The 23360-nt window shown below is 58.9% G+C and carries 24 protein-coding genes and 1 pseudogene; 4 read left to right on the top strand and 21 right to left on the bottom strand.

Going from position 1 to position 23360, the window contains the following annotated elements; all coding sequences use genetic code 11:
- Positions 1-222, bottom strand: a pseudogene (locus ACP5J3_RS01650) (ATP:cob(I)alamin adenosyltransferase); the annotation flags it as partial.
- Positions 223-406: 184 nt separating this feature from the next.
- Here ACP5J3_RS01650 and ACP5J3_RS01655 point away from each other — a divergent pair.
- Complete coding sequence (locus ACP5J3_RS01655) at positions 407-751, top strand: hypothetical protein (protein WP_428494060.1); 345 nt, start codon at positions 407-409, stop codon at positions 749-751.
- Here the strand turns inward: ACP5J3_RS01655 and ACP5J3_RS01660 are convergent.
- The 9 genes from ACP5J3_RS01660 to ACP5J3_RS01700 all read right to left on the bottom strand — a co-directional run bounded on the left by ACP5J3_RS01660 (position 748) and on the right by ACP5J3_RS01700 (position 8636).
- The gene (locus ACP5J3_RS01660; RefSeq protein WP_428494061.1) at positions 748-954 is read right to left on the bottom strand and encodes a hypothetical protein; all 207 of its coding nucleotides are present in this window, start codon (positions 952-954) and stop codon (positions 748-750) included. The genes ACP5J3_RS01655 and ACP5J3_RS01660 overlap by 4 nt on opposite strands.
- Before the next feature lie 153 nt (positions 955-1107).
- Positions 1108-1470: a hypothetical protein gene (locus tag ACP5J3_RS01665; protein ID WP_428494062.1), complete on the bottom strand. Its 363-nt coding sequence runs from the start codon at positions 1468-1470 to the stop codon at positions 1108-1110.
- A 34-nt stretch (positions 1471-1504) separates the two neighbouring features.
- Complete coding sequence (locus ACP5J3_RS01670; RefSeq protein ID WP_428494063.1) at positions 1505-1870, bottom strand: hypothetical protein; 366 nt, start codon at positions 1868-1870, stop codon at positions 1505-1507.
- Between the two features lie 94 nt (positions 1871-1964).
- Positions 1965-2438, bottom strand: coding sequence for a hypothetical protein (locus ACP5J3_RS01675; RefSeq protein WP_428494064.1), 474 nt, complete (start codon positions 2436-2438; stop codon positions 1965-1967).
- A gap of 42 nt (positions 2439-2480) precedes the next feature.
- Positions 2481-2666 carry a hypothetical protein gene (locus tag ACP5J3_RS01680; RefSeq protein ID WP_428494065.1) on the bottom strand — a complete coding sequence of 62 codons (186 nt, stop codon included), beginning with the start codon at positions 2664-2666 and terminating at the stop codon, positions 2481-2483.
- 51 nt (positions 2667-2717) lie between these two features.
- Complete coding sequence (locus ACP5J3_RS01685) at positions 2718-3317, bottom strand: hypothetical protein (RefSeq protein ID WP_428494066.1); 600 nt, start codon at positions 3315-3317, stop codon at positions 2718-2720.
- Between the two features lie 27 nt (positions 3318-3344).
- Positions 3345-4772: a hypothetical protein gene (locus ACP5J3_RS01690; RefSeq protein WP_428494067.1), complete on the bottom strand. Its 1428-nt coding sequence runs from the start codon at positions 4770-4772 to the stop codon at positions 3345-3347.
- 41 nt (positions 4773-4813) lie between these two features.
- Positions 4814-6907, bottom strand: coding sequence for a hypothetical protein (locus ACP5J3_RS01695; protein WP_428494068.1), 2094 nt, complete (start codon positions 6905-6907; stop codon positions 4814-4816).
- Positions 6908-6911: 4 nt separating this feature from the next.
- Positions 6912-8636 carry a hypothetical protein gene (locus ACP5J3_RS01700; protein WP_428494069.1) on the bottom strand — a complete coding sequence of 575 codons (1725 nt, stop codon included), beginning with the start codon at positions 8634-8636 and terminating at the stop codon, positions 6912-6914.
- Positions 8637-8747: 111 nt separating this feature from the next.
- Between ACP5J3_RS01700 and ACP5J3_RS01705 the strand changes: the two genes are divergently transcribed.
- Both ACP5J3_RS01705 and ACP5J3_RS01710 read left to right on the top strand, forming a co-directional pair.
- Positions 8748-9047 (top strand): hypothetical protein, encoded by a 300-nt coding sequence (locus ACP5J3_RS01705; protein WP_428494070.1) that lies wholly within the window; start codon positions 8748-8750, stop codon positions 9045-9047.
- Between the two features lie 27 nt (positions 9048-9074).
- Positions 9075-9839 (top strand): recombinase family protein, encoded by a 765-nt coding sequence (locus ACP5J3_RS01710; RefSeq protein WP_428494071.1) that lies wholly within the window; start codon positions 9075-9077, stop codon positions 9837-9839.
- On the opposite strand, the gene ACP5J3_RS01715 is transcribed toward ACP5J3_RS01710, so the two are convergent.
- From ACP5J3_RS01715 to ACP5J3_RS01730, 4 genes are all read right to left on the bottom strand, one after another.
- Complete coding sequence (locus tag ACP5J3_RS01715) at positions 9836-10609, bottom strand: hypothetical protein (protein ID WP_428494072.1); 774 nt, start codon at positions 10607-10609, stop codon at positions 9836-9838. The two genes, ACP5J3_RS01710 and ACP5J3_RS01715, sit on opposite strands and share 4 nt — an antisense overlap.
- Before the next feature lie 32 nt (positions 10610-10641).
- A complete protein-coding gene (locus ACP5J3_RS01720; RefSeq protein ID WP_428494073.1) occupies positions 10642-11355 on the bottom strand; it encodes a hypothetical protein in 714 nt (237 codons plus the stop codon).
- A gap of 508 nt (positions 11356-11863) precedes the next feature.
- On the bottom strand, positions 11864-12733 hold the full coding sequence (locus ACP5J3_RS01725) for a glycosyltransferase (RefSeq protein ID WP_428494074.1): 870 nt from the start codon (positions 12731-12733) through the stop codon (positions 11864-11866).
- Positions 12726-13226, bottom strand: a complete 501-nt coding sequence (locus tag ACP5J3_RS01730) for a hypothetical protein (protein ID WP_428494075.1) — start codon at positions 13224-13226, stop codon at positions 12726-12728. Before ACP5J3_RS01730 ends, ACP5J3_RS01725 begins: the two co-directional genes overlap by 8 nt.
- A 37-nt stretch (positions 13227-13263) precedes the next feature.
- Here ACP5J3_RS01730 and ACP5J3_RS01735 point away from each other — a divergent pair, with 37 nt between their 5' ends.
- The gene (locus tag ACP5J3_RS01735) at positions 13264-14145 is read left to right on the top strand and encodes a glycosyltransferase (protein ID WP_428494076.1); all 882 of its coding nucleotides are present in this window, start codon (positions 13264-13266) and stop codon (positions 14143-14145) included.
- On the opposite strand, the gene ACP5J3_RS01740 is transcribed toward ACP5J3_RS01735, so the two are convergent.
- From ACP5J3_RS01740 to ACP5J3_RS01770, 7 genes are all read right to left on the bottom strand, one after another.
- On the bottom strand, positions 14142-17942 hold the full coding sequence (locus ACP5J3_RS01740) for a hypothetical protein (RefSeq protein ID WP_428494077.1): 3801 nt from the start codon (positions 17940-17942) through the stop codon (positions 14142-14144). The two genes, ACP5J3_RS01735 and ACP5J3_RS01740, sit on opposite strands and share 4 nt — an antisense overlap.
- 20 nt (positions 17943-17962) lie before the next feature.
- Complete coding sequence (locus tag ACP5J3_RS01745) at positions 17963-18337, bottom strand: hypothetical protein (RefSeq protein WP_428494078.1); 375 nt, start codon at positions 18335-18337, stop codon at positions 17963-17965.
- A complete protein-coding gene (locus ACP5J3_RS01750; protein WP_428494079.1) occupies positions 18334-19548 on the bottom strand; it encodes a hypothetical protein in 1215 nt (404 codons plus the stop codon). The genes ACP5J3_RS01745 and ACP5J3_RS01750 overlap by 4 nt, the downstream gene beginning before the upstream one ends.
- A 69-nt stretch (positions 19549-19617) precedes the next feature.
- Positions 19618-19965 carry a hypothetical protein gene (locus tag ACP5J3_RS01755; protein WP_428494080.1) on the bottom strand — a complete coding sequence of 116 codons (348 nt, stop codon included), beginning with the start codon at positions 19963-19965 and terminating at the stop codon, positions 19618-19620.
- 33 nt (positions 19966-19998) lie between these two features.
- Positions 19999-20409 carry a hypothetical protein gene (locus tag ACP5J3_RS01760; RefSeq protein ID WP_428494081.1) on the bottom strand — a complete coding sequence of 137 codons (411 nt, stop codon included), beginning with the start codon at positions 20407-20409 and terminating at the stop codon, positions 19999-20001.
- Positions 20406-20960, bottom strand: a complete 555-nt coding sequence (locus ACP5J3_RS01765) for a hypothetical protein (protein WP_428494082.1) — start codon at positions 20958-20960, stop codon at positions 20406-20408. The genes ACP5J3_RS01760 and ACP5J3_RS01765 overlap by 4 nt, the downstream gene beginning before the upstream one ends.
- The gene (locus tag ACP5J3_RS01770; protein WP_428494083.1) at positions 20960-21478 is read right to left on the bottom strand and encodes a hypothetical protein; all 519 of its coding nucleotides are present in this window, start codon (positions 21476-21478) and stop codon (positions 20960-20962) included. Before ACP5J3_RS01770 ends, ACP5J3_RS01765 begins: the two co-directional genes overlap by 1 nt.
- Positions 21479-23360 lie beyond the last annotated feature (1882 nt).

Raw genomic sequence — 23360 nt, forward strand, 5'->3', positions numbered from 1 at the left:
CATCACTGCGAAGGCCGCGAGGCGCATGATCCGGGCCTGGGGGCGGGGCAGGAGGTTAGCCGCCTTGTGGCTGTACGTAACCGCCGAGTCCAGCGCGCCGAAGAGCTTAACCAGCGGGTCGTCCTTCCTCACGGCTCTGGCCTCCCCCCTCCAGTACACCAGGGTGTCGCCCCCATCGCCCGGGCACGCAAACCACAGCAGACACGGCTTCGTGAGGACCACCACAGTACAAAAATTAGGTATTTTTAAATTTCTACTGTTATCCCCGCTACGCTCTCGAAGAGGGTTTCCCCATCTTCCAGTCTCTCCCTTTGGGGTGTGTAAGACTTTTTAACTAATGCCGATCTGGGTATTGTGATAGAGACATCGGCGAACCCCGCCCTTCGGGGCGGGGAGGAGGTCGGCTATGAGGGTTGGCAGAGTTGACTTGCACGTAGAGCCGCTGGCGTTCCGCGTGGAGTGTGCTTGCCACGAGCGCGGGCCTAGTATACTAGGCCTGGGGCCAACATATGGGCCAGAAAGAACTGACTATAGGTGGTGGAAAAACTCAAAGATGAGTAGGTGGGGGAGCATAGAGTTCGCTAGAGAGAGTGGCAAGCTTGGCGGAGACCGCGCGGTGAGAGTTGGCCAGTTCTTCTCCCTGGGGATAGAGAGTTTAGTAGAGACCCCACTTACCGACGTGAGCGGCCCCGAGAGGATTGAAAAGTGGATATTTGGGCTGAGCCTCCCGATCTCCTTCCTAACAGTCTAGCAGATGTACTCCACCCTAGCCTCCCTAGGCACTCCGCCTTGCAACTCTATCCTCAATGCGACGCAACCTTTGTACAGCGCAACTGTGCACGACTCACCGGTGCAACTGACAGTCGCCAGGTCTGGGTGGGAGACCGCCCAGCAGAAGTCCCCCACGCACCCGGTCTGCAGTTCTCCAACCAGCTCCAGCTTCCTCTTGTCCATGGCTATTCAAAAATTAACAGTATTTAAACGTTTCTGGACGCACAAGCTAGGTAGCTGGTGCTCTTGAAAGTCTGGCACCCTACCCAATTTCAGAGGGGTGGCGCCTTGTGCTTGCAAACTAGAACTATGACAGCGCTAGCCGCTGTATCTAAGCTAGAGGACGAGAGCTCCAGATGGCTTGTAGTCAAAACTTGGATACCTCTCTTTTCTCTGCCATAGCTCTCTTACGCCTCGCCGGAGTTCAATCCTGGCGAAGTCGTCATATACGTGGAAGAAGTTTATACTCAACATTGCCGAACCCCACCTTCTTCTTTCTGCAGTAAAGAGTGGGCGGGCTATGTCCACCTGTTTTACTACAATTTCGCTCTCATACTCCTCTGTTGCCTTAGTGAAGCGCCACAGTATGAAGTAAAGCTGGTTCCCCCTCGCGAAAACGTGCTTATCCAGGCGCGGGAGCACGATCCCAGGCGTGTCGTAGCCCCAGCCACCGTCACTGCCCGCCTCCCAAGCCCTCACAGACAGGACAGGCCAGCGCCATTAAAAAATGTTGCTAGAGGACGAGGGCGCCAAACGGCTCGGACTCAAAAACGTCTGGGTATCCCTCCTTCTTCTGTTGCGGCTCTCTTACGCTCCGCTGGACTTCAAGCTTAGTGGTGCCATCGTACACACGGAAGAGGGTTGCTCCTACCACTGTCGATCTCCACTTTCTGTCTTCTGCAGTAAAGAGCGACGCGACATAAGACAGCTCTACTACAATCTTGCTATTATACTCAGCCGACACGTGGGCGTAGCGCCACAGCCTGAGATAGGAGTAGCCCCCTCCAGCGGAGATAAGCCTAGACCAGCGCGGGGATCCGAAACCGTACGTGTCGTAATACACTCCACCCTTCCTATAGTACGCCTTCTCAACTCTCACAGACGCAACACGTTGGCACCATATAAAATTGTTGGCACGACACCCCACGCCTACTGTCCTCCGCCCCTAGTGGCAAAACGAGTTGTTCTCTTTATTAGTTCGTAGGCTGGAGGGTGGCTATGTTGTTGCATCCGAGCTTTTCCCTGGCTAGGTTTATGTCTACTACCAGGGAGAGCCTCTTTTTCCGCTCTTCTACGATCGACCCGTCTAGTAGCGACTTTAGTAGCCTGTAGAGGGCCTTGCTGAGGGCTGGGGTCTTGTCGTAGAACACCTTTTCAGACAGGTCTGCGAGTGCTAGCATGACGACTCTGCCTCTTGAGCTTGAGATCTGCTGGCATACCGCCTCTGCCACCTCTCTGTACACACAGTCCGCGCAGGTGGGGTGGCACAAGACGCCAGCAACGGGCTTCACGGCCCCTCCGTAGCTACTTAGTAGCCTGGCTAGGTAGCCCGCCTGTCCCTTGTTTATTTTAAGTAGCTCGGCGAGCTCGCCCACCGTGACGCAACCGCGCCTCTTCAAAATTTTTGAGGCCTTCTCAAGCTTGCGGGCAACTTTTTTCGTAACCACGTAGCTACAAAAAACTGGGTATTTAAGTATTCTGCACGGCGGCTAGTACAGCTCTACGAAGCACTCGCCATCGGCGTCGCAACACACCTCCAGGGTGACCGGGCCCCTCCTCCCGCTTGCGCTGAGGGTTGCACAGCAGACGCCCTCTCTACACATGGCGTTGGACGTCATGAACTCTACCAGGTTTTCAAGCGCCTTCTTGTCCTCGTCGAGCCTCAGCCGCGCCACGCCTCAGCGTGCAAGATCTGGCTTAAATAGTGTTCGGCCAGGTCGCTCCCCTCACTGCCTCCTCGCCACCTTCTCCACCACGCACGGGCCATCGCACTTAACGTCTGTCGTCCCCGCTGGCGTGATGTAGACGTACGTGGGGACTCCGAACGTGAGGATTGGTTGCGGGACGTGGCCATCTGTCACTATGAACTGGAGCTGTGGCTCGCCATATTTCTTGAAGACGTGCTCCTGTAGTGGCGCGGGGTCCGTGCCGCCAGTGCTAGTGCTCAGCTTCACCTCGTCCGCCCTCAAGTCGGCCACAGTCGTCTCGTCTAGCAGGAGGTAGTCCACGTACGGCTTTGCGGGGAGCCTCATGTACTTGTGGAGGGTGAGGCACCCGCCACCTGCGTACCCGCACGTGAAGTCGCCCTCTTTGTCCGAGAAGAAGCCTATCACCCCCTTGACCCTGACCCGCCTCTGCAGGAACTTCCTCAGTATGGAGAAGGCGACCGACACCGCGAAGTCCACGTCTCTGGGGAGCCCGGCGTCGGCGGACTCGGTGAACAACGAGCCAGAGGTGTCTGCGAAGATGTATATGTTGACGTAGTGCACCTCAGTCCTGTGCCTAACCCTGAAGACCGGGTCGACCAGGAGGACGTCCCTCAGCATGTGAAAAAAGAGGGGCGGTATTTAAAACTACCTCTGCTTCCACTTAACCCTCGCCTCCTCTCCGTGTAGCCCCCGCAAGACGTCTGGCATGGGCACCTCTACGTCTATAGGCCTCACGTTGAACAGCTCCTCCACCGGGAGGTACCCGACGCCGATATGCTTGCTAGTCGGCGGGAGGCGCAAGGGTGGCAACTTGTTGAGCGGGCTCTCCCTGACGCCCCTCTTGGTGCACTCGCCCTCGCCACCCTCTTCCTCCCCTTCCTTCCCTCCCCCCTCCCTCTCTTGTGGCTCGCACCTCTCGTCGCCGCCACCGCCCGGGCAGAGGACGCGCCTAATCACGCTGGTGGTGGTGCACGTCTTCCCGCTCGCCCCCTTTAGGGTGTTCTCTACTGTGACCTCGACTATGAGGGGCCGGTTCTCCTCCCAGTACTTCTTCGCGACTTCCTCGCTTGTGTTGCACATGGCGGTCATTATTAACACGAACTCCTCCTCGTCGTCTGCTATGTCCCTGGCCCTCAAGACTTTGACGTCGGTCTTCTGCTCGTTGTGCTCCGCCAGCTTCTCCACCTTGGTGGGTATTAGCACGAACGAGTTCCAGATGTACTTAGTGCGCTCGAACCAGCAGTACGGCTCCGCCCTGCTCTTCCTGCACGTCGAGAAGAAGGCGTCGACCGCCTCGAAGTCCACCGCGTGGGCCATCCAGTCCCTGACGCATTCGAACTGCCTGCGGTCGAACATTAGGTACGGTTGCATAATGGCTGTTATGCCCTCGGCGGCTACGGAGCTGGCGATCTTGTCCTGGTCTACGTAGTCGTACCACACGACGCCTGGCGCCGGGAGGACGGGCAGACCCGACAGCGACTTGACGTAGCCTTCGTACGGAGAGGCGTCTAGGTAGTAGGTGTAGGCTATAGCGTTCGTCGTCCCCTCGATCGCCGGGAGTATGAGGCTACTCAGCCGGTTTGGATCTGCGAACACCCTGAGCTTGGAGGGCTCTTTGTAGAAGAACCTCCTGTAGTACTCCAAGACGGGCCTCCACAGAGTCTCCACGTTTATGGCGAGGTGCGCCAGCTCGTGCAACGTCGCAAAGGTAAACAGCCCGAGCGCCACGTCGTTGAGAGAGCCGAGCTGGGGCAGTGTTAGCTGGTCTATAAATATAGTGGCGCGGTTGCCACTAGGAGTGATGGCCATAAGCGCGCCGACGTCCCTAGCCACGCAGATCGACCTTATGGCCTCCCTGTACCGGAAGCCGTAGCTTCTAAAAAGATACTCCAAAAGAAACGCCACAAGCCCTATCGGCGACTTGTCCCCAAACAGCTTATTTAACTCCCTGCCAAGGTCAAACCCAACTTTCTCTCGCTCTGAAACAGACCTAGCGTGCTGGAATTGACGTATGAGCTCCCATATCTGATGAAGTGGGACCTCCTCTACTTTCATACATGCGAGTGGCTTCATAGAAAGAAATTTGGAGGAATTTAAAAAATTTTTCTACAAGTTTACCTCTTCCTCCTCTTTGTGGTTGAGACGTACTCTGGGGAGCCAGTGATCGTCCTCTCCTCCGCCTTCATGCACGACACCTCGGCGAACAGCCTCAGGTACGGCTCGACTAGCCTCACCGCGTCCATGACCTCTCTAAGAGCGGCCTCGCCAACAGCCCTCCTAGCAACCCCCTCGATGGCGGACATGTCTATCTCTCTGCCACAGACGATCCCAATCCTTTCGAGGTTGGACCTGATCCTCTCGGCGACTTCGGGGCTGGCGCCGAGCAACGCCCCAACAGCGGATTTGTACTCCGCCCCGAACTGCACGCCAGTTACCAGCTCCTGCATCTTCGCCACCACGAGCAGGCGCCTGAACAGCGTCTCTTCGCTCGTCTCGTTCCTCAAGATGTCGTAGACTAGCAACAAGTTCACTATAGGCAACATCATAATCTTGAACTGCCTGTCCATCTCCCTCTCCCCTCCCTCCTGCATCCCGGCTAGCCCGTAGTAAGTGTAGAACGCGACAGTGAGCGGGCGTATGAAGCCGCGGCCTCCGTACGTCGAGTGGTAGAAGTCGAGCATGAGGACCTCCGCAGGGGTCTTGCCTAGCATGTTGAGCATAAACTCCACGCTACGTGGAGTAAATGGCACGGTGGCGCGCTCCTCCTTCGGCACGACCGCCTCCGCGCTCGCCTGCTCAATAGCTCTGCTGATCAAGACGCCGTACTTCGACACGATTTCGCCCCTCATGCCTATCTCCCTCAAGTACGACTTGAAGGACTCCACCATCACTGGCGTGACGCCACCCGCCGAAATGCCGTAGTCCCTCGCCAAGAGCTCCGCCAGCTCTGGCGGGACGTAGTCGAGGACGTAGGACATGTTGAACTGCGGCTTCAAGCGGTCTAGCAATGGCGACGGGAGCTCCTTAGCCACCTCGGGCGCGAAGTAGGGCTGGTTGCCCGCAGCGTAGACAGCCACGTTGCGCCCCATCGAGTAGCCAGTAGTGACCTTCCTGTCGAGTATCAGCATATACGCAGCCCCCTGTATATACACAGGCGCTTGGTTGACCTCGTCGAAGAAGATCGAGCCGAGGCCCCTCCCAACAACCCACGGTGGCCTGAGCCACAGCACCCTCGACAGCTTCGCCTCCTCCACCCTCCTCTCAAGCGCCGCCGTCCTGGCCAGGACGTCCGTGGGCAGTCCCTTTATGTCGTCGAGCTCAAGCTGGCCCAGCCTTATGTCCACGAAGTGCAGGAAGAAGCCGTAGAGCGGTATCCGGTAGGGCGACCTGCGGAGCTCCTCCACAAAAGCAGTCAGCGTTCCTGGCGGCAGTATCCTCGCGCTCTCCATATAGTGGTACAGCCTGGCCAGGAACTCCTCGTCCTCCACAGAGACGTTGAGACACCTCCTGCCAGCCCACCTCAGACACCTCCCGTTTACCTCGTACAGACAGCGGTTTTGGCCCTCCGAAGACTTGTGCACCACGAAACACGGGTAGTCGATCAGCGACAGGTCGTCGTTGACCACCACTAGCGGGTACCTCTTCATCCCTATCGTCTTTGCGTAGTAGGCGCCCAACTCCTTAGGAGTCCTCGCGCCACCGAGCTGGAGGGCCTCCATTATCTCGTTGACGAAGGCCCTCAGCTCCTCGACCCTCTCGCTGGTAAACGGGTCGGCGCTGTCCAGTATGTCTCTAGCCTCCTCCTCGGTCAGAGACGAGAGGAACTTCGGCCACGGGGCCACGCACTTGGCCTCCCCCTCCAGCTCCAGCCTGACTACGTCTCTGTCTTCCTTCTTTCCGCACCTCCACACCACGTAGATCTCGATGTTGCCACTGCTACGATCGATCGAGGGGTGCGACCTGGAGAAGAGGGCGGCTAAGCTAGCCTTCTTCACCAGGTCGCTTCTCTGCCGCTCCATCAGCTCAGACAGCGCGTAGGACAAGACTAGGGCGATGTCGTGCTGGGCCATCCTCACAGTTGCCGACTTCCCAACTCCTGGCGGCCCCCAGAACATTGGCGTCTGCCTAACCGCTGGCGAGAAGAAGTACGCCACGAGCAGGTCCCGCGCCACCGGGGCTGTTATGTCTACGACGTAGTACTTCTTCATAGTCCTACTTCAGCACGCGCTTTATAATTTCGTTCACAGTTATGTTCACAGCCGACGCCGCCGCCGCCACTTCGTTCCCAACGTTCAGCAGGTAGCTGCGCCACCCCAGTGGCGTGCCGAGGTGGCCCTGGCTTATTAGCCAGGTGTACACCTTCTGTAGAGTGTCGTTTGAGGCTATGGTCTCCTCGGCGGTTTCGAAGAGCTCCATGAACTTCACCTCGTAGTTGGGGATCACCCGGTCTATGTCCCCGTTCCACAACGCCCTCTTCAGTATCTCCACCTCTTCGTAGTCTGCGGGGTGCTCCGCGTTGCCATCGACTATCCTGCGGAAGTAGAGGGTCTCAAGCATCTTTATGAAGTCCTCTCTAGAGGTGTACACTGCGTGGTAGAAGTGGCCATCTCTCCAGTAGCCGTAGTGCAGGTAGCCAGGGTGCACGTTCTCTCTGCCATACGTGATGAGCACGGGTATCACAGTCTCGGTGCCGTACTTCACCTCCACTGGCGTGTCCGAAATGACGTTAGTCGGGATCCAGCCGACCGCGGCGTTCACGTCCACATAGCTGGGCGAGCCCTCGACGAACGGCCTCACAGACATCACAAACGACATGAGGGAGGCGAACCCGGTCGCGAAGTAGTTCAGAGCCACGTGCATTCTGTACAGCGGCGTGACGTCCTTCTGGCTCCTCATCATCTCGCTTGCGAACGTAGTCGCCAGAGTCTTGACAAGGCCTCCGACGTACTTAAACCTCTCGGTCTCATACTTGGCGAGCCAGTACGTCGCGTTCATCAGCGGGACTGTTATCGGGAGCACCCACGAGGCTATGTGGTGGGACACTGCGTTTGCGAACATGAGCTTTTTGCCAGCCTCCCTACACCTGCCCACCAGGGCGTCGTATATCTTCTTCCTCTCCGCCAGATCTGCGGAGACTCCGAACTTCCTTATTATCAAGTCGCCGTACTCAGCTACGGCGTCTGGGTGGGGGATGGCCGGGCAGTGGTAGGTTATCGTGTAGAGGGGGTAGAAGAACTCGTCGGGGTTGGGGACCCTCACGTAGACGCCTGGGTACGGGATCTCCATTAGGCTAGCCACGTTGCTGGGCACTCCGTGGGTGATGTCTAGTTGCAACTTCAGCACGGGTATGTTGAAGGGGTAGTACATCGCCATGCTCTCCTTCAGCGCCAGGATCTCCGAGCTGACCTTCCCCAGTGTCATGCTCAGCGGGACCGCCACGCCCAGGCGCCTCTTGAGCTTCAGAGCCTCGGCTGGGTAGGGCCCGTATACGTTCATAAAGACGTTGCTCGGGTGGTACCACAGCCACGTGACGTACCACCACGTCCCGCCCCACTCGACGAACACCGGGTCGCCAGTCTGCTCCACCTCCTCGATCACCTTCCCGAAGGCCTTCGCGCTGGAGACGCTCTTCCTCCGCCTCGCGTCGTCCGCCAGCATCTTAATAGCCTTCTCAAGCCCGTTAGACACGATGACCTGCCCGTGCCTCGCCTCCTTTATGTAGTAAGCGCCGAGCTCTATGCCAGGCCCCTCCAACAGGTTCACTGCGAGCATCCTGGCGTAGAGGGCCAGCGCGAAGTCGTCTTTCGTGTCCTTGTACGTAGTCAGGGGGTTGGCGTAGAGCTTAGGCTCCCAAGCGTCGCGCTCGACTGCCGAGAACAGCTGGCCATTGCCCCCGAGGACGAACCCTATGATCTCAGGGGAATAGTTTTTGTACATGAAGAACTCCAAAACGCAGAGATTTAAAAAATGGCTCCTTTATCTGCTTTTTGGGGATCGCGATGTTGTCCAGTGGCGAGAAAGCATTTAAGCTATCTATAATGCAGAGACGTGCGGGTTGTCGGAGTTGAGGGAAGCGACAGGGTGGCCACAGCCACTTACTTTAAGGCGTCGCTTGAGTGGCTGGAGTACGAGCCACACCCTTGGGCTAAGTTGCCCTCAGTCCGCGGGTTTGAGCGTAGCGTAGCCGTGTCGGAGAGAGATGGCGAGGTTTTCGTGGCGTTCGAGGTGTACGGGCCCGCGGTCGAGCTGGACGTGACAGACATAGGCAGGGTGTCTGATGGCGAGGTCTTCCTCGTCAAGTTCCCCACCTTCTGGGCCCGCATAGCTCCACCCCACCTCCTCGTCTAGCTTTTAAGTGGGAGCGAAGTCACAGACGTGCTCGTCGCAGTCGCGTACGTGAGGGTGTCCACCGAGGAGCAACGTCCAGAGAACCAGAAGGAGTACTTAACGAAGTGGGCTAAGGAGAAGGGGATTAAGATCGCGAAGTTCTACATAGACAAGGGGGTGTCTGGCGCGAGCCCGCCATGGGAGAGGCCAGCGTTTAGGAGGCTGATAGAGGAGGTGCAGTCCGGCGCCGTGGAGCCGCGCCCGTCTATCCTCCTGGTCTACGAAATCTCCAGGCTCGTGAGGTCTTTCCAAGAGCTCTTCGCGCTCCTAGACCTCGTCGAGGGGAAGCTCAACTTGACCGTGGTCTCAGCCTCTGAGAGGGAGCACGTGCTCCAGTCGCTCGACGGGCCGTACAGACAGTTCCTGCGGGCTGTCCTCGCCTTCGTCGCCACGATGGAGAGGGAGCTGATCAGGCAGAGGACGAAGGTAGCTATGGAGAGGGCTAGGAGGGAGGGGAAGATCTCCAGCGGGGTGGAGAAGATGGGCGAAGAGGAGAAGAAGAGGGCAGTAGAGATGTGGAGGAGTGGCGCGTCGCTGGGGGAGATAGCGTCTGCGCTAGGCGTCTCGCAGTTCACCGTTAGGAAGTTGCTAGCCTCAGCCGAGCGGCGGGTGGGGGTGTGCCCGCGTTGTCTGCACAAGATGTACGTGGTAGACAGGAGGGCGGTAGAGCACAGGGGGAAGATGAAGATCGTGGTTAGGTACTACTGCCGCAACTGCGGGTACGAAGAGACTGTAGAGGAGAGAGGGGGCTAGAACGCGAGTGGCCAGAGGAGGCGCCCGGCTTTGGGCGACGCGATGTTTGCCATGAACTGGTCCGCTACGTAGATCGTAAAGAAGTGCATTAGCGCGAACTCTGGGGAGGTGGCCTTGGCTATAGCTACGGTGCCCAGCCCGTAGAGGCCCAGCCTTATGAATACTACCGTAGTGCCAACCAGAGTCTCCTTCCCAACTTCGGGCATGTACAGAGGCTTCAGCTCGGCTTCACACGTCTGGTCGTCTATGTCTATGGAGAAGGGCCACTTGCCACCAAAAGTCTGGACTAGCTTGCTACCTTTGTACAGCTCCGCCTTGATGACGGCTGGCGTCGAGGTGTTGAAAGTCAGCCTCCTCACCGGGCCTACCGTTACCGGTACCTCGGCGCCATCCACGGCGATGGTGGCTATGTCCGGGTCTGAGGCGCAGTCGCTCCACAACTCGTTGACGCAACCGTAGAGCGACGCCGACGAGGCGAAGATGGCGGCGCCGAAAGACAGCTTGACGGTGTAGAGCTCCGGGTGCCTGGAGAAGTCGCAGGGGCCGGTGTCCGAGACTGTGAGCACGTACTTCCCGGCCTTGGGGAATGTGAGCACGAGGTTGGCCACCCTCCCCACTGCGCACGTCTTGGCGCGCCTCACCTCAACCGCCCTGTCCCCCTCCAGCAGTTGGAGCACGTACTCAAGCTCCCTCCCGCCGATACCGTCGGCGACGAGCTTGGCGCAGTAGGGCTTGCCAAACTCAACCTTGGAGGTGTATATCTTCAGCACAAGTTGTAAAAAACGCCAGTTTTTAAAAGGGGCTACTCCCTCACCGGGACAGGGGAAATCGACGCGACGAAGCGCGCTACGTCGTCTAGACAGGTCCTTACCGAGTAGCCGAAGTGGTCGTAGAGGATGGCGCACGCCTGCCTCGCCAAGGCGGAGGTGGGGAGAGACTCGACGAAGGTGGCGTAGCGCCTGTCCATGGCTAGGTAGGAGCGTACCTTCGCCATGTCCAGCCCGCCCCATGTGAGGTACATATAGACCAGCTCCGCCAGAGCCTTAGGCGCCCTGTACCTCCAGATCTCTTCAAGCTCCGCGCTATCCGACCTCCCGAAGGCGAACGAGAGGGTCCTCCTCAGCCACCACGCGACGGTCGACTCCCTGCTAGCCACCAGAAACCTCCCCACCTTGACCACGTCGTCCCTCCTGAGCGACACGTCGCACCAGCAGTAGTGCCTCACCACTACCCCCCTGTACACAGACACAGCGTGCCTCTCCCCCCGCTCTACACACTCGCCAAGGCACCCTGGCCTGTCCGTCACGATGTCCAAGTCGTGTAGCCCGACCCAGTCGGCGCCGAGGAGCTTGGCCCCTATGCCACCGATGAGGACGTCCCCGTCCCTGTACACCTCCTCAAGCACCGACATGTAGTACTGGTGGGGCAACAGCCTAGACAGCCGGTAGAAGTAGAACAGCTTAGAGATGCCCGGCTCTACTAGACATGTCGGGTAGTCGCACTGTTCTATTATCACACCCCGCAGTTGTCTCACCTTTTTAAGTTCTGCGCCATTGCCATACGTGGGCGAGTGTCTAGAAGAGTACGCCAGGGCTGTCGGCTCCGTCTCCCTCTCGCCGCCACCAGCAGACGCGCTGTGCGTACCGGGGGTGGTTGGCTGGGAGTTCTTCTCCAGGTGGGGGAGGTTCCGGGGCGACCTGTTGCCTGGCTACACCTGCGCGATGTATAGAGAGGCCGAGGACGGGAGGCCAGCGTCGGTTGGCGACCTGGAGCTCTTCCTAGACGCTGGGATAAAGCCCGTGGTGGTCGAGCTGGGGAGGGACTCCGTCGTGTTCGTGGGGGAGAGGCTGAGAGCGGAGTGGTGGAGGAAGGTGCCCGAGTTGCCAAAAGGCCTCTACATAGACCTAGTCTCGGGGCTGGCGTACAAGTACGTGGCGGGGAGGCTGATTACGTGCAGACACGGCCTCAAGCCCGAGCCAGTGCTCCTCTCGTGCATGTACCAGCTACAGCTGGCGAGGCGGGGGCTAGAGCTTCCTCAGGAGGTACTCCTCAACCAGCTGTTGCGCCATGTCTCTAGGGGTGGGCCTGTACTCAACAGTCCGGCGGGAGCCGAGGAGCCTCTTCAGGCTGAAGTACACGGCCTCAAGGCTCGCGGGCTCGTAAGACGGGACTAGCATAGGCGGGGCCCTTGGCAGAGTAAACCTCTCAAACCCCCTGAAGACTGCGGGTATCTTCTCCCCCTGAGCGAACTCGTTGTAGGCAGGCGCGTCTAGGTAGGCGACTGGCACCCCAGACGCCATGGCCTCGGCCACTGGCAAGCCGAACCCCTCTGCGCGGGACAGGTACAGGAGGGCCCTGGCGTAGAGGTAGGGCCTGTCTGCAACTATGTCGCAGAGCTCTGGGTGCGGGAACCACTTGTTGCACGCCACGGATAGCCTGTACCTCTTGAGGAGGGACACGTACGCCTCTACGTTCTTTCTAAACGTGTGGAACTTCCTCACCACCCCGCTGTCTGTGGTGCCGCTTACGGATACCGCCACGTCTACCAGCTCCCCCACGCGGGAGAGCCTCGGCACGCCGTGGTAGACTATACCGTCCGCCTCCCCTCCGACGCACTCGTAGCTGAACCTGCTAGTGACCACAAACGCCTTCCTGGCCCTCACCTCGGGCCTCCGCTCCAGAAAGCCTTCGATAGGGGCGTAGACTACCTTCGACTCGGCTTCTGAGAGGAGCGCCACGCCGACAAACGCAATGTCCGCGTCCTGGAATGAGTCCACCAGCTTGACTTTATATCCGAGCTCCGCCAGCCCCTGGAGCAGGTACGTATACGCAGAAAACCAGCCGCCAGCCCCCTCAAACGACATCTTCTTCACTCTTATAGACCTCCTAGACATACTTCGCGACCTCTCTGGCGAACTCCGAGACGTCCACCCAAGGCACGGGCCTCTCCGCAACTTTGCCACACCTCTCTGCCTGCGCCTGGGATATGAGGAGTCTGTCGCGCTTGTCGGCTAAAACCCGTCTTGAGAGGGCGACTAGCAGGTCGACCCTCCGGGCCACTACGGGGTACGCGTCTGAGTTGGAGACCTCTGCCTTCGCCCAGTAGGGCGGGCCTACGAAGTAGATACCCGTAGGGTAGTCCCTCTCTGAGGACTTGCATGGCAGAGTGGGCGGGGGCACCACTGCGTCTGCCCCCACGAGCCTGGCGTCCAGCTCCGTCGGCGCGACTACCACAACCCCGCGCCTAACCGCCGCCGCACCCCCGCTGTAGAAGACGTACGCCACGTCCCCCGGGCGTAGGGAGGACAGCTCTGGCGCGGTGCTGGGCCCCGCGAAGACGCGCCTCCGCAACATGCGCTCGGCGAGTGAGAACACTTCTCTGTACACGGGCTCTATGTATATTAGGGCTTTTTACTGTTTCTCCGTGGACCTCTACGTAGTGTACAACCCCGGCTCCTCCCACGGGGTCAGCCTCGCTGCGGAGCAGGTCGCCTCGTGCACTGGCGCCTCGTACCTCCCCTTCTGGGCGCTGGACAAGGCGCTGGGCGCCAGGGCCGTGATAATAGTGGAGAACCCCGACCTCCTCCCGCGGTCTGTCAAAGAGAGGTGGGAGCAGATAACCAAGAGGGCGAGGGTTGTGTACTACTTGATAGCCGAGGGGCGCGTTAGGTTCGTCCCGCACGGCGCCGAGCTGGTCGTCCCCAGCAGGTGGGTCGCCGAGAGGAACGGGGTCGACGCAAAGGTCGTGCCACACTACGTAGAGGACTTCTTCTTCTACAGGGGGGAGGAGAAGAGGCTCGACCTCTTCTTCCCCGTAGACTTGCCAGAGCCAGTGGTGTACCGCAAGGGGGCGGACATCTTCGTCGAAGTGGCGCGGAGGCTGGGGCCCTGGGTGGCCACCACGTGGCGGGAGTCGCCAGTGGGGATGGTGGCCCAGCCCAGGAGCAGGCGCGAGCTCGCCGAGCTCTTCAAGGCGTCTAAGATAGTGCTCTACCCCTCCAGGGCCGAGGGGTTCGGGCTCCCAGTGCTGGAGGCCCTGGCCAGTGGCGCGGTGCCAGTGTGCTCAGACGCCCCGGCCCACAGCGAGCTGTGCACAGTCAAGGTGCCAGCTACGTACATGGGGGAGGTGAACGTCGTCGGGGACTACCACGTAGACTGGTACGAGTCGTGCTGGGAGGACTACCTGCACACCGTCGCCTCCCTCCTAGCCTCAGACCTCGGGGACCTGGTGGCAAAAGGGGTCGAAAAAGCCGGGAGGTACCGGAAGGACGTGGTGTGCCAGGCGTGGAGGGAGGTAGTCGCCTAGCGGCCGCAGTAGAGCTTGTAGAGCTGGTACGCGTTCGCGTAGGCGTACCTGACGGCGTCCGGGCTCGGCCCGCCCACGGCTTGGAAGAAGTCGTAGAATATCTTCGAGTAGTAGTACCACTCCTCGAAGGACGCTTGGTTCGGGTCTTTGCAGTTGAGCGTGTGGAAGCGGTCTCCGAGGTACCTCCCGCCCGTGCAGAAGCCAGCCAGGGCCTCCACGATAGCCTCGGTGGCCCACCCGATCGCCCCGGTGAGGATGCCCGCAGTCGCGACGTGCCCGAACTCGTGGCAGAGCATGTGGCCGACGTCTGCCCTCCTCGGTATCTCGATCTTCTCTACGCAGAGCGAGCCGTTCGGCGCTGTGCCGAAGTGCGTCCAGCCCAGGTTCTTGTCTGTGTACTCTATCCTGTACTGGCCGCCGCACGGCGGGACTACGGAGAAGCCGCGCTCCCAGTAGAACCTGAGTTGCGGGTGCGGCGCCACGTAGTCTGGCACGCCATCGCTCCTCGGCGTCGGGCCGTACCCCTTCAGGGCGTTGCACATAGCCGTGGCCTTCTGCGCGTCGCCAGAGATCGCGACCCACCTGTAGAGGCTTTCGCGGGTTCCGTCCAGCGCGTCCACCCTCACTCCAATCAAGACGACGTAGTCTGGCGGGGGCTGGAAAGAGTTGGCCAAGCCTAGGGCCAGGCGCGACTCCCTGACCCTCTTGAACCTCCCCCTGGCGGACACCCAGTCAAGTTGCATCCACGACAGACTCTCTGGCGCCGAGAAGAGCTGTATGTTCTGCATTAGCGAGTCGTACCTATCTGCAACTATAGTGCTATAGAGCTCAAGGTCGCGCGCAGACGACAGCCCCAGCTCTATCCTCGCCCTCCCCGTGGTGAGGGGCACGCAGTCCAGCAGGGGCACGGTAAACGCGCCGCCAGCAACGGGCGGCCTCGCAGTTCCAAAGCTCGGGAGCTGTATAGGCGACTCCCACCTGGCGGTGCACGCGAGCGCCCCGTCGTTTCTGTACACCCTCACCTCCACAGACTTCATAGTGAACGGCGAAGTAACCGAGGCGAACTGGGGCACCGAGAGCAGGTCTACGGAATAGCTGTCGCCTGGCGGGACATACACGTCGAGCTCCCCAGACGCCGACCGCCCGCTGGCGTCGGTGACCGTGACGCTAGCCTTCGCGTATATGGGGGTGGTGGCGGGGAGCGTCCTCCTCCGCACCTCAAGCCTCCTCCCCGCCAGCACGCACTCAAGCGAGCCATCCGCCTGGCTAGTGTTGGTCGGCGGCGTTACGTTTGAAGGAGGAGGCGAGGCGTAGACCCTGGCCCTGGCGGGCATCGCCACCGCCCTCTGGGGGTCCCTCCCCCACACGAGCACCTTGGCGTCTACGCTCGGGGGTTGAGCAGAGGAGGAGAGTATAAACTTGGAGCGCCACTCTGTCTCAGCTGAGATCTGCACGCCATTTTGGAGGTTGTCACTGACCTGCACGGCGCTTCCGCTGTCGCTCCCGTTGACGACTGGCTTGAGGTAGGCGGGGGACTCGGGGAAGTACAAGACGCCGGAGATCTTCACCTTGTAGAGGAAGTCCGAGCCCAGCAACATGCTGGCGAGCCTCCTCTCGTCCATGTTGCCAAGGGGTTGCCACGTACACGTAAAGTTGGAACAGGCGACGAAGACGTTCGCCTTGTCTGGCTGCACTGGGGTGAGCGTCAGCAGGCCCCCGACTGCGCTCGCGACGTAGTAGCCGCTACCGGGGCACGCGCCGTACCCCACCCCCTGGCTGTTTACGCTGTGGAAGCAGAGGCTGAGCTCCACCGTGAGGTCGGACGAGCCCACCGGGTTCTGGGGGCCGCCCGCCCCCGCGCCGTACTGCATGCCATAGCGCTGACAGATAGAGGCCTTCTCCTGCTCCGCGGGCTTCCTGTCCATAAATGTCACAACAACCGGGTTGCCACGCCCGTCGCCCCCAAGGCCCTCGAAAAGGCGGACAATCAGCCCCTTCACCTCGTCCTGCGAGAGCCACCTCCTGGCCTGCACGTCGTACACCCTAATCTGGGGGACCGACTTAACTCTCATTACATAAACAGGGACGTCGACCAAGACCGGGCTTGTGGGGGTCCCGCCAGCCCGGCCCCTGCAGAAGAACTTGTCGACAGTCTCAATGTAGTCGGGGTTAGCCAGAACGTTTGGATCTCTGTCGGATAGGTACCCCCCTGCAACTAGTCTAGTAGCCTCCTCCACAGCCCTCGCCTCGTCCTCGTCGGGCCTCCTGAGGATACGTATCGCCTTTCCAAGCTTTATATAGCTCTGGGGGACTTCTGCGACCCAGTTAGGCGAATATGTCGACGCTCTGAGCGCGTCGTACATCTCCCACTGTAGCCTGACCTGGCTCTCCAAGGGCGAGTAAGTCAAGTTGCACATCCCGCGCTCCCACTGGTAAGACTGCTCGCATGAGTCGTGGCACCGTCTGATGGCCTCCTCGTCTCTGAGGCTACTGCACCCCATGAGGCACGCCTCCTTCTTCTTCTCGGCCTTCTGGTAGCAGTCGCCCAGCACCTTCTGGTACTCGTCTCTGAGCTGGTTCCACCTCTTGTAGGCCTCCTCAGACGCCCTCTGCACGTAATCTACCCAGCGCATCCTCTTCTCCTCTGGCGTAAGCGTAGCTATGTAGAAGTTGTGCCATATGCTAGACAGGAACGGCGACTTGACTGGCTTTCCGTCTAGGTAGTATTTCGAGAGGGAGCCCGAGAGGAAGTCCCTAACTAAGTAGTCAGGGACGGACTTGCCAGATATCTGAAGCGCCCGCCCAAACTTGACAAGTGTGCGTTCAGTAACCTGCTTGCCATCTATCTTAACCCACGCGTCTTTGGAGTAGGGGTTTAGCGTAAACCCAGAAACCTCAATCCACACATACTTGTCAGCGTAGTACCTGGAGACGAAGCTCTTCACGTCTTCCAGCGACACGTCTGCGTAGCAACCAAAAGGCGTGCTGTTCAGCTGTACGTCGAAAGGTCTGTCGTCCATGGTATATACTAGGCCTGTCCCCCTTTCGTACATCTGCTCTGAGTATATAACTGCGTCGGTTACCTCTACTATCCGCCCGCTTGCGCTCTTCAAGCCATCTGTAATATAGGCCACGTACGTATCTGTTGCTAGCGGAAGCGAGATATCTAGGCCAGGGCTCCCCCCTCCCCAGATCTTGACCTCAGTTGGCGTGACAGTCACGTAGATCGTCTTGGTGCGGATGTTGGCGAACCGCCCCCTCAGAGACGCAATCGGGGCGCCGTGGCACCTGAAGCCTGCAGTCGGTATGCTAAAGTAGGCAGATGTCTCAATCCTAAACTTCTCCCCCACCGCCACCTCTCCCTTCACCTCCATCCACGGGGCCTCCACCCTAACCGCAACCTTGTCCTGCACCCCGCTCTGGGTGGCTACCTCGACCTCCGCGGTGGCCTGCGCAGGGATGGCAGAGGCCGGGAGGCTGAGGTTGACAACGTCGAAGCACGCTGGCCCGAGCGATATGTCTGTAGAAGAGACGACTCTCCCGTTCAGCTTCAGCCTCACTTGGCAGAACTGCGTGGTGGAGGTGGTGTTGTAGACCGCCACGGGCACGTTCAGCGTCTGCGTCCCCTGGGGAACAACCAGCCGCTGGAGTTGCAACACGAGCCCGACGGCGCCGTCCCTAATCACGTTCAAGACCTGGTTGGGGTCTACCCCCAGCCTCTTCGCTATCTCGTTAGCGATCTGCTTGAGCAAGTCGGATACCTGGCCAATCGCCCCTATCCCGAGCTGGACAGCCATAGATGACAATGGCGGGTGGGTTAAAAAACCCCTCTGCAAGCCCGGTAGAGGTGGCAGAGTGGCTTGGCGGAGCTCTCCTCTACTAGGGCGAGGAGCGCGCGCCTCTGCTCCTCTCTCAGTCTGCTGAACAGCCTCTTCCCGGCCTCCTCCGCCCTCCTGTCCGCTACAAAGACCCCCAGCTCCCAGAAGTAGGAGTCCCCGCAGTTGAACTTGACAGGGCGCGGGAACGGCACCACCTCCCCGACTGGCTCAGACTCCACTGCCTTCGACAGCTTCCGCGAAGATGGCGGCTCCTCTCCCAGCGCCGTTGCCACCGTGGCGACTAGACACGTCAGTCTGTGCCAGGCGGTCGTCAGGGGGAAAAAATACGAGGCCAAGTACAGCAACCGCTTCACTTGAAGAGGTCCTCCAAGGTCTGGACCTCGCCCTCTGCGTACCTCCGGTAGGCCCGTGCAACCAGCTCGTAGAGCACGACCGTGGCTGGCATCTGGAAGTGTAGCGACATCTCCTCAAGCTGGCTCCACGCAGAGCTCGGCACCGTCACCTTCACCCCCTTGATGTACTTGTCGAGCGCCTCGACCACCCTCTTCATCACCTCGCCCTTTTCGGGCGAGTTGGAGATCACCGAGACTACGTTCTCGATCTCGTGCCTCTCGAAAAGCCACGTCATCAGCCTGGCGACTGCGTCGGGGAAGCCGCTGTTCTTGACCATGTCGTACAGCCTGCTCTTCCGCTTAACCGCCGCGTCGACCTCCTCCTTGTGCTCCTCCAACAACCCCTTTATGTAGATCAAGTGCGTTATGTCTTCGTGCGCGACGTCCTCTTTTTCAGACACACGCCGCCTCTCCGCAACCTTCTCCTCACTAACCCTCTCCGGTTGCGCCGCGGTGGAGGCTACCGACGACATCGTGGGGGATGGTGGCGGGATGTAGTCGGTGATCCGGATCTGCTTCTGTTGCTGAGGGGGTTGCCCGATCTTCTCCAGCTCTGCGTGTTGCGTCTCCCTCTTGAACTTAGACACCTCGCCGTAGGCCAGAGACGGCTCTCCGTACTTTACCAAGATCTCCACCAGCGAGAGGCACTCGCTCGCGTACCTCTTCACAAGCGGCTTCAGCTCGGGCGGGACGCAGTCGGCTTTCCTGCCCCCCTCACACACTGGCATTGTGTCTAGTATCAGCGCCGAGCGGCACACCGGGCAGTTCTCGTAAATGGAGAAGTGGCTCTTCTTGGCGATCGCCTCGACGAGCTCCTGCCGGCAACGCTCGATGTGCTTCACCGGTCTAGACAGCACCGCCCAGGCGAACCGCAGTAGGGCTGGCTGGTAGGCGGCGTCTCTGCAACGCACAGAGAGTACTGCGACCTTGTACGCAGACTTGGGCCCCTTGGCCTCTCTAAGCAACATAGCCAGCCTCCTGGCCCCGTCTATCACCACCTTCTGCTCCTCGTCGACAACAATCGGGGGCTGTGGCAACTTATACACCTCGTCGACGTAGTCTGAGGCTTGCCTGAGGGGGGTGGCCTCCTTGTACTTCTCAAGCTCGGCTAGCGACATCTCCTTCAGCTCGAAGCACTTCTCAAGCGCCAGAGCGCCGACGGCCTTCTCCATATACGTAGGAAAACTGGGCATATTTAATTGTTTCCTGCGCAGACGCCCTGAGGGGCGGGGCCTGCCGCTTCAGGCGCCCTCTACGTAGAAAACTGCGAAGTTGCCTTCGAGCTCCACCACGTCGCCTAGAGTGGCCTCTATGAACGCCTCTCCGTAGACCGCCCGCGCCTCTCCCCTCCGCCTGACTGTCCCAAAGCCAGCCACGTACAGCACTGCCCGCCTAACCATCACCAAGATCTTCTCCCTCCCGCTTACAGTAGCCAGCGGCGTGTATACAGACGAAACGGGGGAGAAGCCCAGGCCGCGGGGGCTGGGGATGTGCGACCCCCTGGAGCCCCTGGGCACGTAGCTGAGGGCCTTCCCGCGCGGCTTCCTCCACAAGATACGTATCCTGGCGAAGACAGGTCTCCCAGACACCACCCCAATGAGGTAGCCAGGATAAAAATAACGCTACTTCCCCAACAGTAGCTGGATACAGAGCTTCCCCAGTTGCCCGAACGAAGACAGCTGTTGCCCCCTGGACCTGGCCGCCGCCCTGAGCCCTATGCAGAGGGCCCTTGTGAACATCTCGGCTATAGACGGGCCGAAGACTACGACCGTGCGCGAGAGGAACTCCGCCACGGCTAGGGAGGCCAGCGGGAGGGGCAGGTCGCTGACCGCGCTCGCCATGGCCCCGCCCCTCTCCTCCACCAAAGGCCTGAACAGCCTGTAGAGGAGGTCGAGCTGGCCACGCTCGGCCAAGCCACTTATGAACATCTTGACGTCGTCTGTGAGCGCCTCCGCTCCGTCCAGTAGCTCAAGCAGTAGCTTGGCCTCGGGCTCGTTCAGCGTTTCTAGGTGGCGCCTGAGCTCCTCCATCACCTCTTCTGCTGGGCGAACATAGCATTAAACATTTTGCCCATCTCGTGCCTCATGTAGTTGAGGAACATCACCATAAACTCCTGCCTTATCTCATCCACCTCAGAAAGGGCGGCTGACGCGCCGTTGCCCCTCTCCTCGCCTCTCTTCTCAAGCACCGCCTCCCTCATCTCCATGCGCAACTCCTCCAGAGACTTGGAAAACGCCTCTCTAAGCTCTCTGAGCTCAGCCACCAGCCTCTCCTCCTCTCCCCCCTCGGCCGACTCCTGCTGTTGCTGTTGCGGAGGCAACTGGTAGGCGGGAACCGCAAGCGACATGTACATGTCCAAGACGGGCTTGGCCACTGTGAGGATCCTGACCAAGGCGTTCATCATCACTAAGAGGTCGGCTAGAGTATAGCGCTCAAGCTCCTCAACGCCGTGCTTGGCCTTTACATAGGTCTCAAGCAACTCCCGCACAAACTCGTCTTCCTCTACCCCCCTCAGCAGGCTGAGCTCTTTTATGGCGACGGCGACCTCCCTGCTGACCTTCAGCTCGGCCTTAGAAGAGGGCATTAAACAGCGAAGGCGTCAAGCCCTTGGAGACACTCCTCGGGAGGCTTCTGTTTTATACACGCGCTCATCGCCGCCACGAACCTCCCCATAGACTTGGCGGTTGGCATGTTGAGCAACCACATCCTGATAACCATCGAAATCTCGTTCGCCCCCCTGTCGAGAGAGACGAGCTCGATCTTCTTGACTATCATCTTCATCCCCGTTGCCATCTGCGGGCTGACCAAGGCCTCAAGCTCCCCGCCTTCCGCACGCTTTATCCTCTCCCTCAAGTCACCCTCCTTCGCCTCGCACGCCCTCCTCCCCTCCGTCTCGACACACCGCTCCACACACGAAGGCTCGCCCTTGCACACCGCGTTGCAGTTGCACGCAAGCACAGATGGCTCTATACACGCCCCCCGTATCTTGAAGTCGAGGTAGGGCCTGCCCCCCTCCTCGCCATAGACAATGTCGAACTGCTCCTTCACACGAGAAAGAGCCTCTGCGTGCTCCTTCAGCCTAGCCAAGTAGTCTGTCTCCATAGGCTTCAGATTTACAGGTAGTTAAAAATCTTCTCCCAAACCGCAACTGGCAGAGCTCTCTACGCAAGTACAAACATTACTACACAGACATATTTCCAATATAGCAACACCCCACTACAAAAACTAGGCAAGAGCGAATAGATAGTCTTCAACACCCCACAGTGAAAACCACAATATATACATGCATATAGGATAAATAACCCGCCGATCAACCTGTAGAAAAAACATTTATATACCTCCAAATTAGACAACACGGAGGGAAAGACCCGCGCTACAGAACCCCCAGAACTCTACCCGAGCTAGAAGTTGGTTCTAAGTAGATACACACCCGAAGTAGAACAAGACCCGGGCGCTGACCGCGACAGGTGATACAAACTCATAAAACTAGAAAAAATAATAATATAATATACAACAACTGACTCTGTCTGGCTTTCGACACCTGGCAATACAGCTTTAGCAACTTGGCTAAGTCCATGTCGTTCAGCTCTTGGCACGTGTACCGTGGCTAATTTTGGAAAGTCTGCACTAGTGTCTCTACACACATCTTTACTTTCAATATAAACATTTCAATATTACTAGGTATAGGGAACTTGGCAATATATGTAGATACTGGGCATCGGCGTTTCTGAGCCGCTGTTTTAAAACAGCGTGCCACGCCTAGTGGCGCAGGTCGCCTATCTACCTCGCCATTCAAGAACGTAAGAGAGTTGAACGTTGTTTTAAAACAGCGGACAAGTGTGCATATTTCTATTCTCTACGTTGTTTTAAAACAGCGGCGGCGTGCCCAGCTAATACGCCGACCGCGGACGTAGCAGAGGGAGAGAGGGGCCCGCCGCGCCCTTCGCTGTTTTAAAACAGCGAGAGCGTTGGCTAAGCCACGTCGGGTAGCAGAGACGCAGGACTGCGGGCGCTGTACCGCCACGCTGTTTTAAAACAGCGGGAGTTGCGCCACCTCGCCTAGTTCATCCACAGCTTGCGCCATTCCGTATGCGGGTTTCGCTGTTTTAAAACAGCGAAACCCCTTAAGACCTCAAAAGCCTGGTTTTGTCGCCCCCGCATGGCGAGTAGGGCGCGCTTCTTCAGCCCTCGCTGTTTTAAAACAACGTTCAACTCTCTTAAGAGTTAGGAGGGCATGTAGTTACGTTGCGTTCTACTCCCGGACGTGCAGGAGATACGCTGTTTTAAAACAGCGTCGTGTTTGTACAAAACGCTGTTTTCTCTTAAAATGGTGCACACCCCTGAGCCAATAAGACAGGTCTCCGCCAAGCGCTTTCACATCCGCTGTTTTAAAACAACGAAGGCGAGGTGTACGTCCGGTTACGCTGTTTTAAAACAGCGGGTGGCTAGCAGGATGGGGGTACGTACGGAGCACAGAGATTTCTCCCGCTGTTTTAAAACAGCGGAGAGGTACTCCTCCCGCTATATATGCAGATGGCTACATACGTGTCGTTGTTTTAAAACAGCGTAGGCTACGGCGCCGTAGTGTTTTGGGTAGGTGTACAGCTGAATTTATTTCTATTCTCTACGTTGTTTTAAAACAGCGTGTGTCTGAAGCGGTTGCCAGTCTCTCCTCCGCGCTCAGGTGCTGAGAGGAGGTGGCCTGCAGTTGCGTTTTTAAGCTAGCTCGGATAGCTGTCTCTATGCAAGCTGTGCTACCTCGCCATCTTTTAGTAGCGTGGAGGCGTTGCTCCGTTACCGGGCTTGAGGTATGAGGGCCTTGGGAGGCGTAGAGGGGCGTAGCACGCGTGGCGAGACTGTCGCCATTATTAGGAGCGGGCTCTGGCGTGTGGGGTACCCGCTCACCTTCGAGCTCCACTGGTGGTACAGCATAAGGCACCCCAGGGGGAGCTCTATGCTAATTTCTGACGTACCCTACTCAACC

Source organism: Pyrobaculum sp., assembly GCF_049971835.1.
In the GTDB taxonomy this organism is placed as follows: domain Archaea; phylum Thermoproteota; class Thermoprotei; order Thermoproteales; family Thermoproteaceae; genus Pyrobaculum.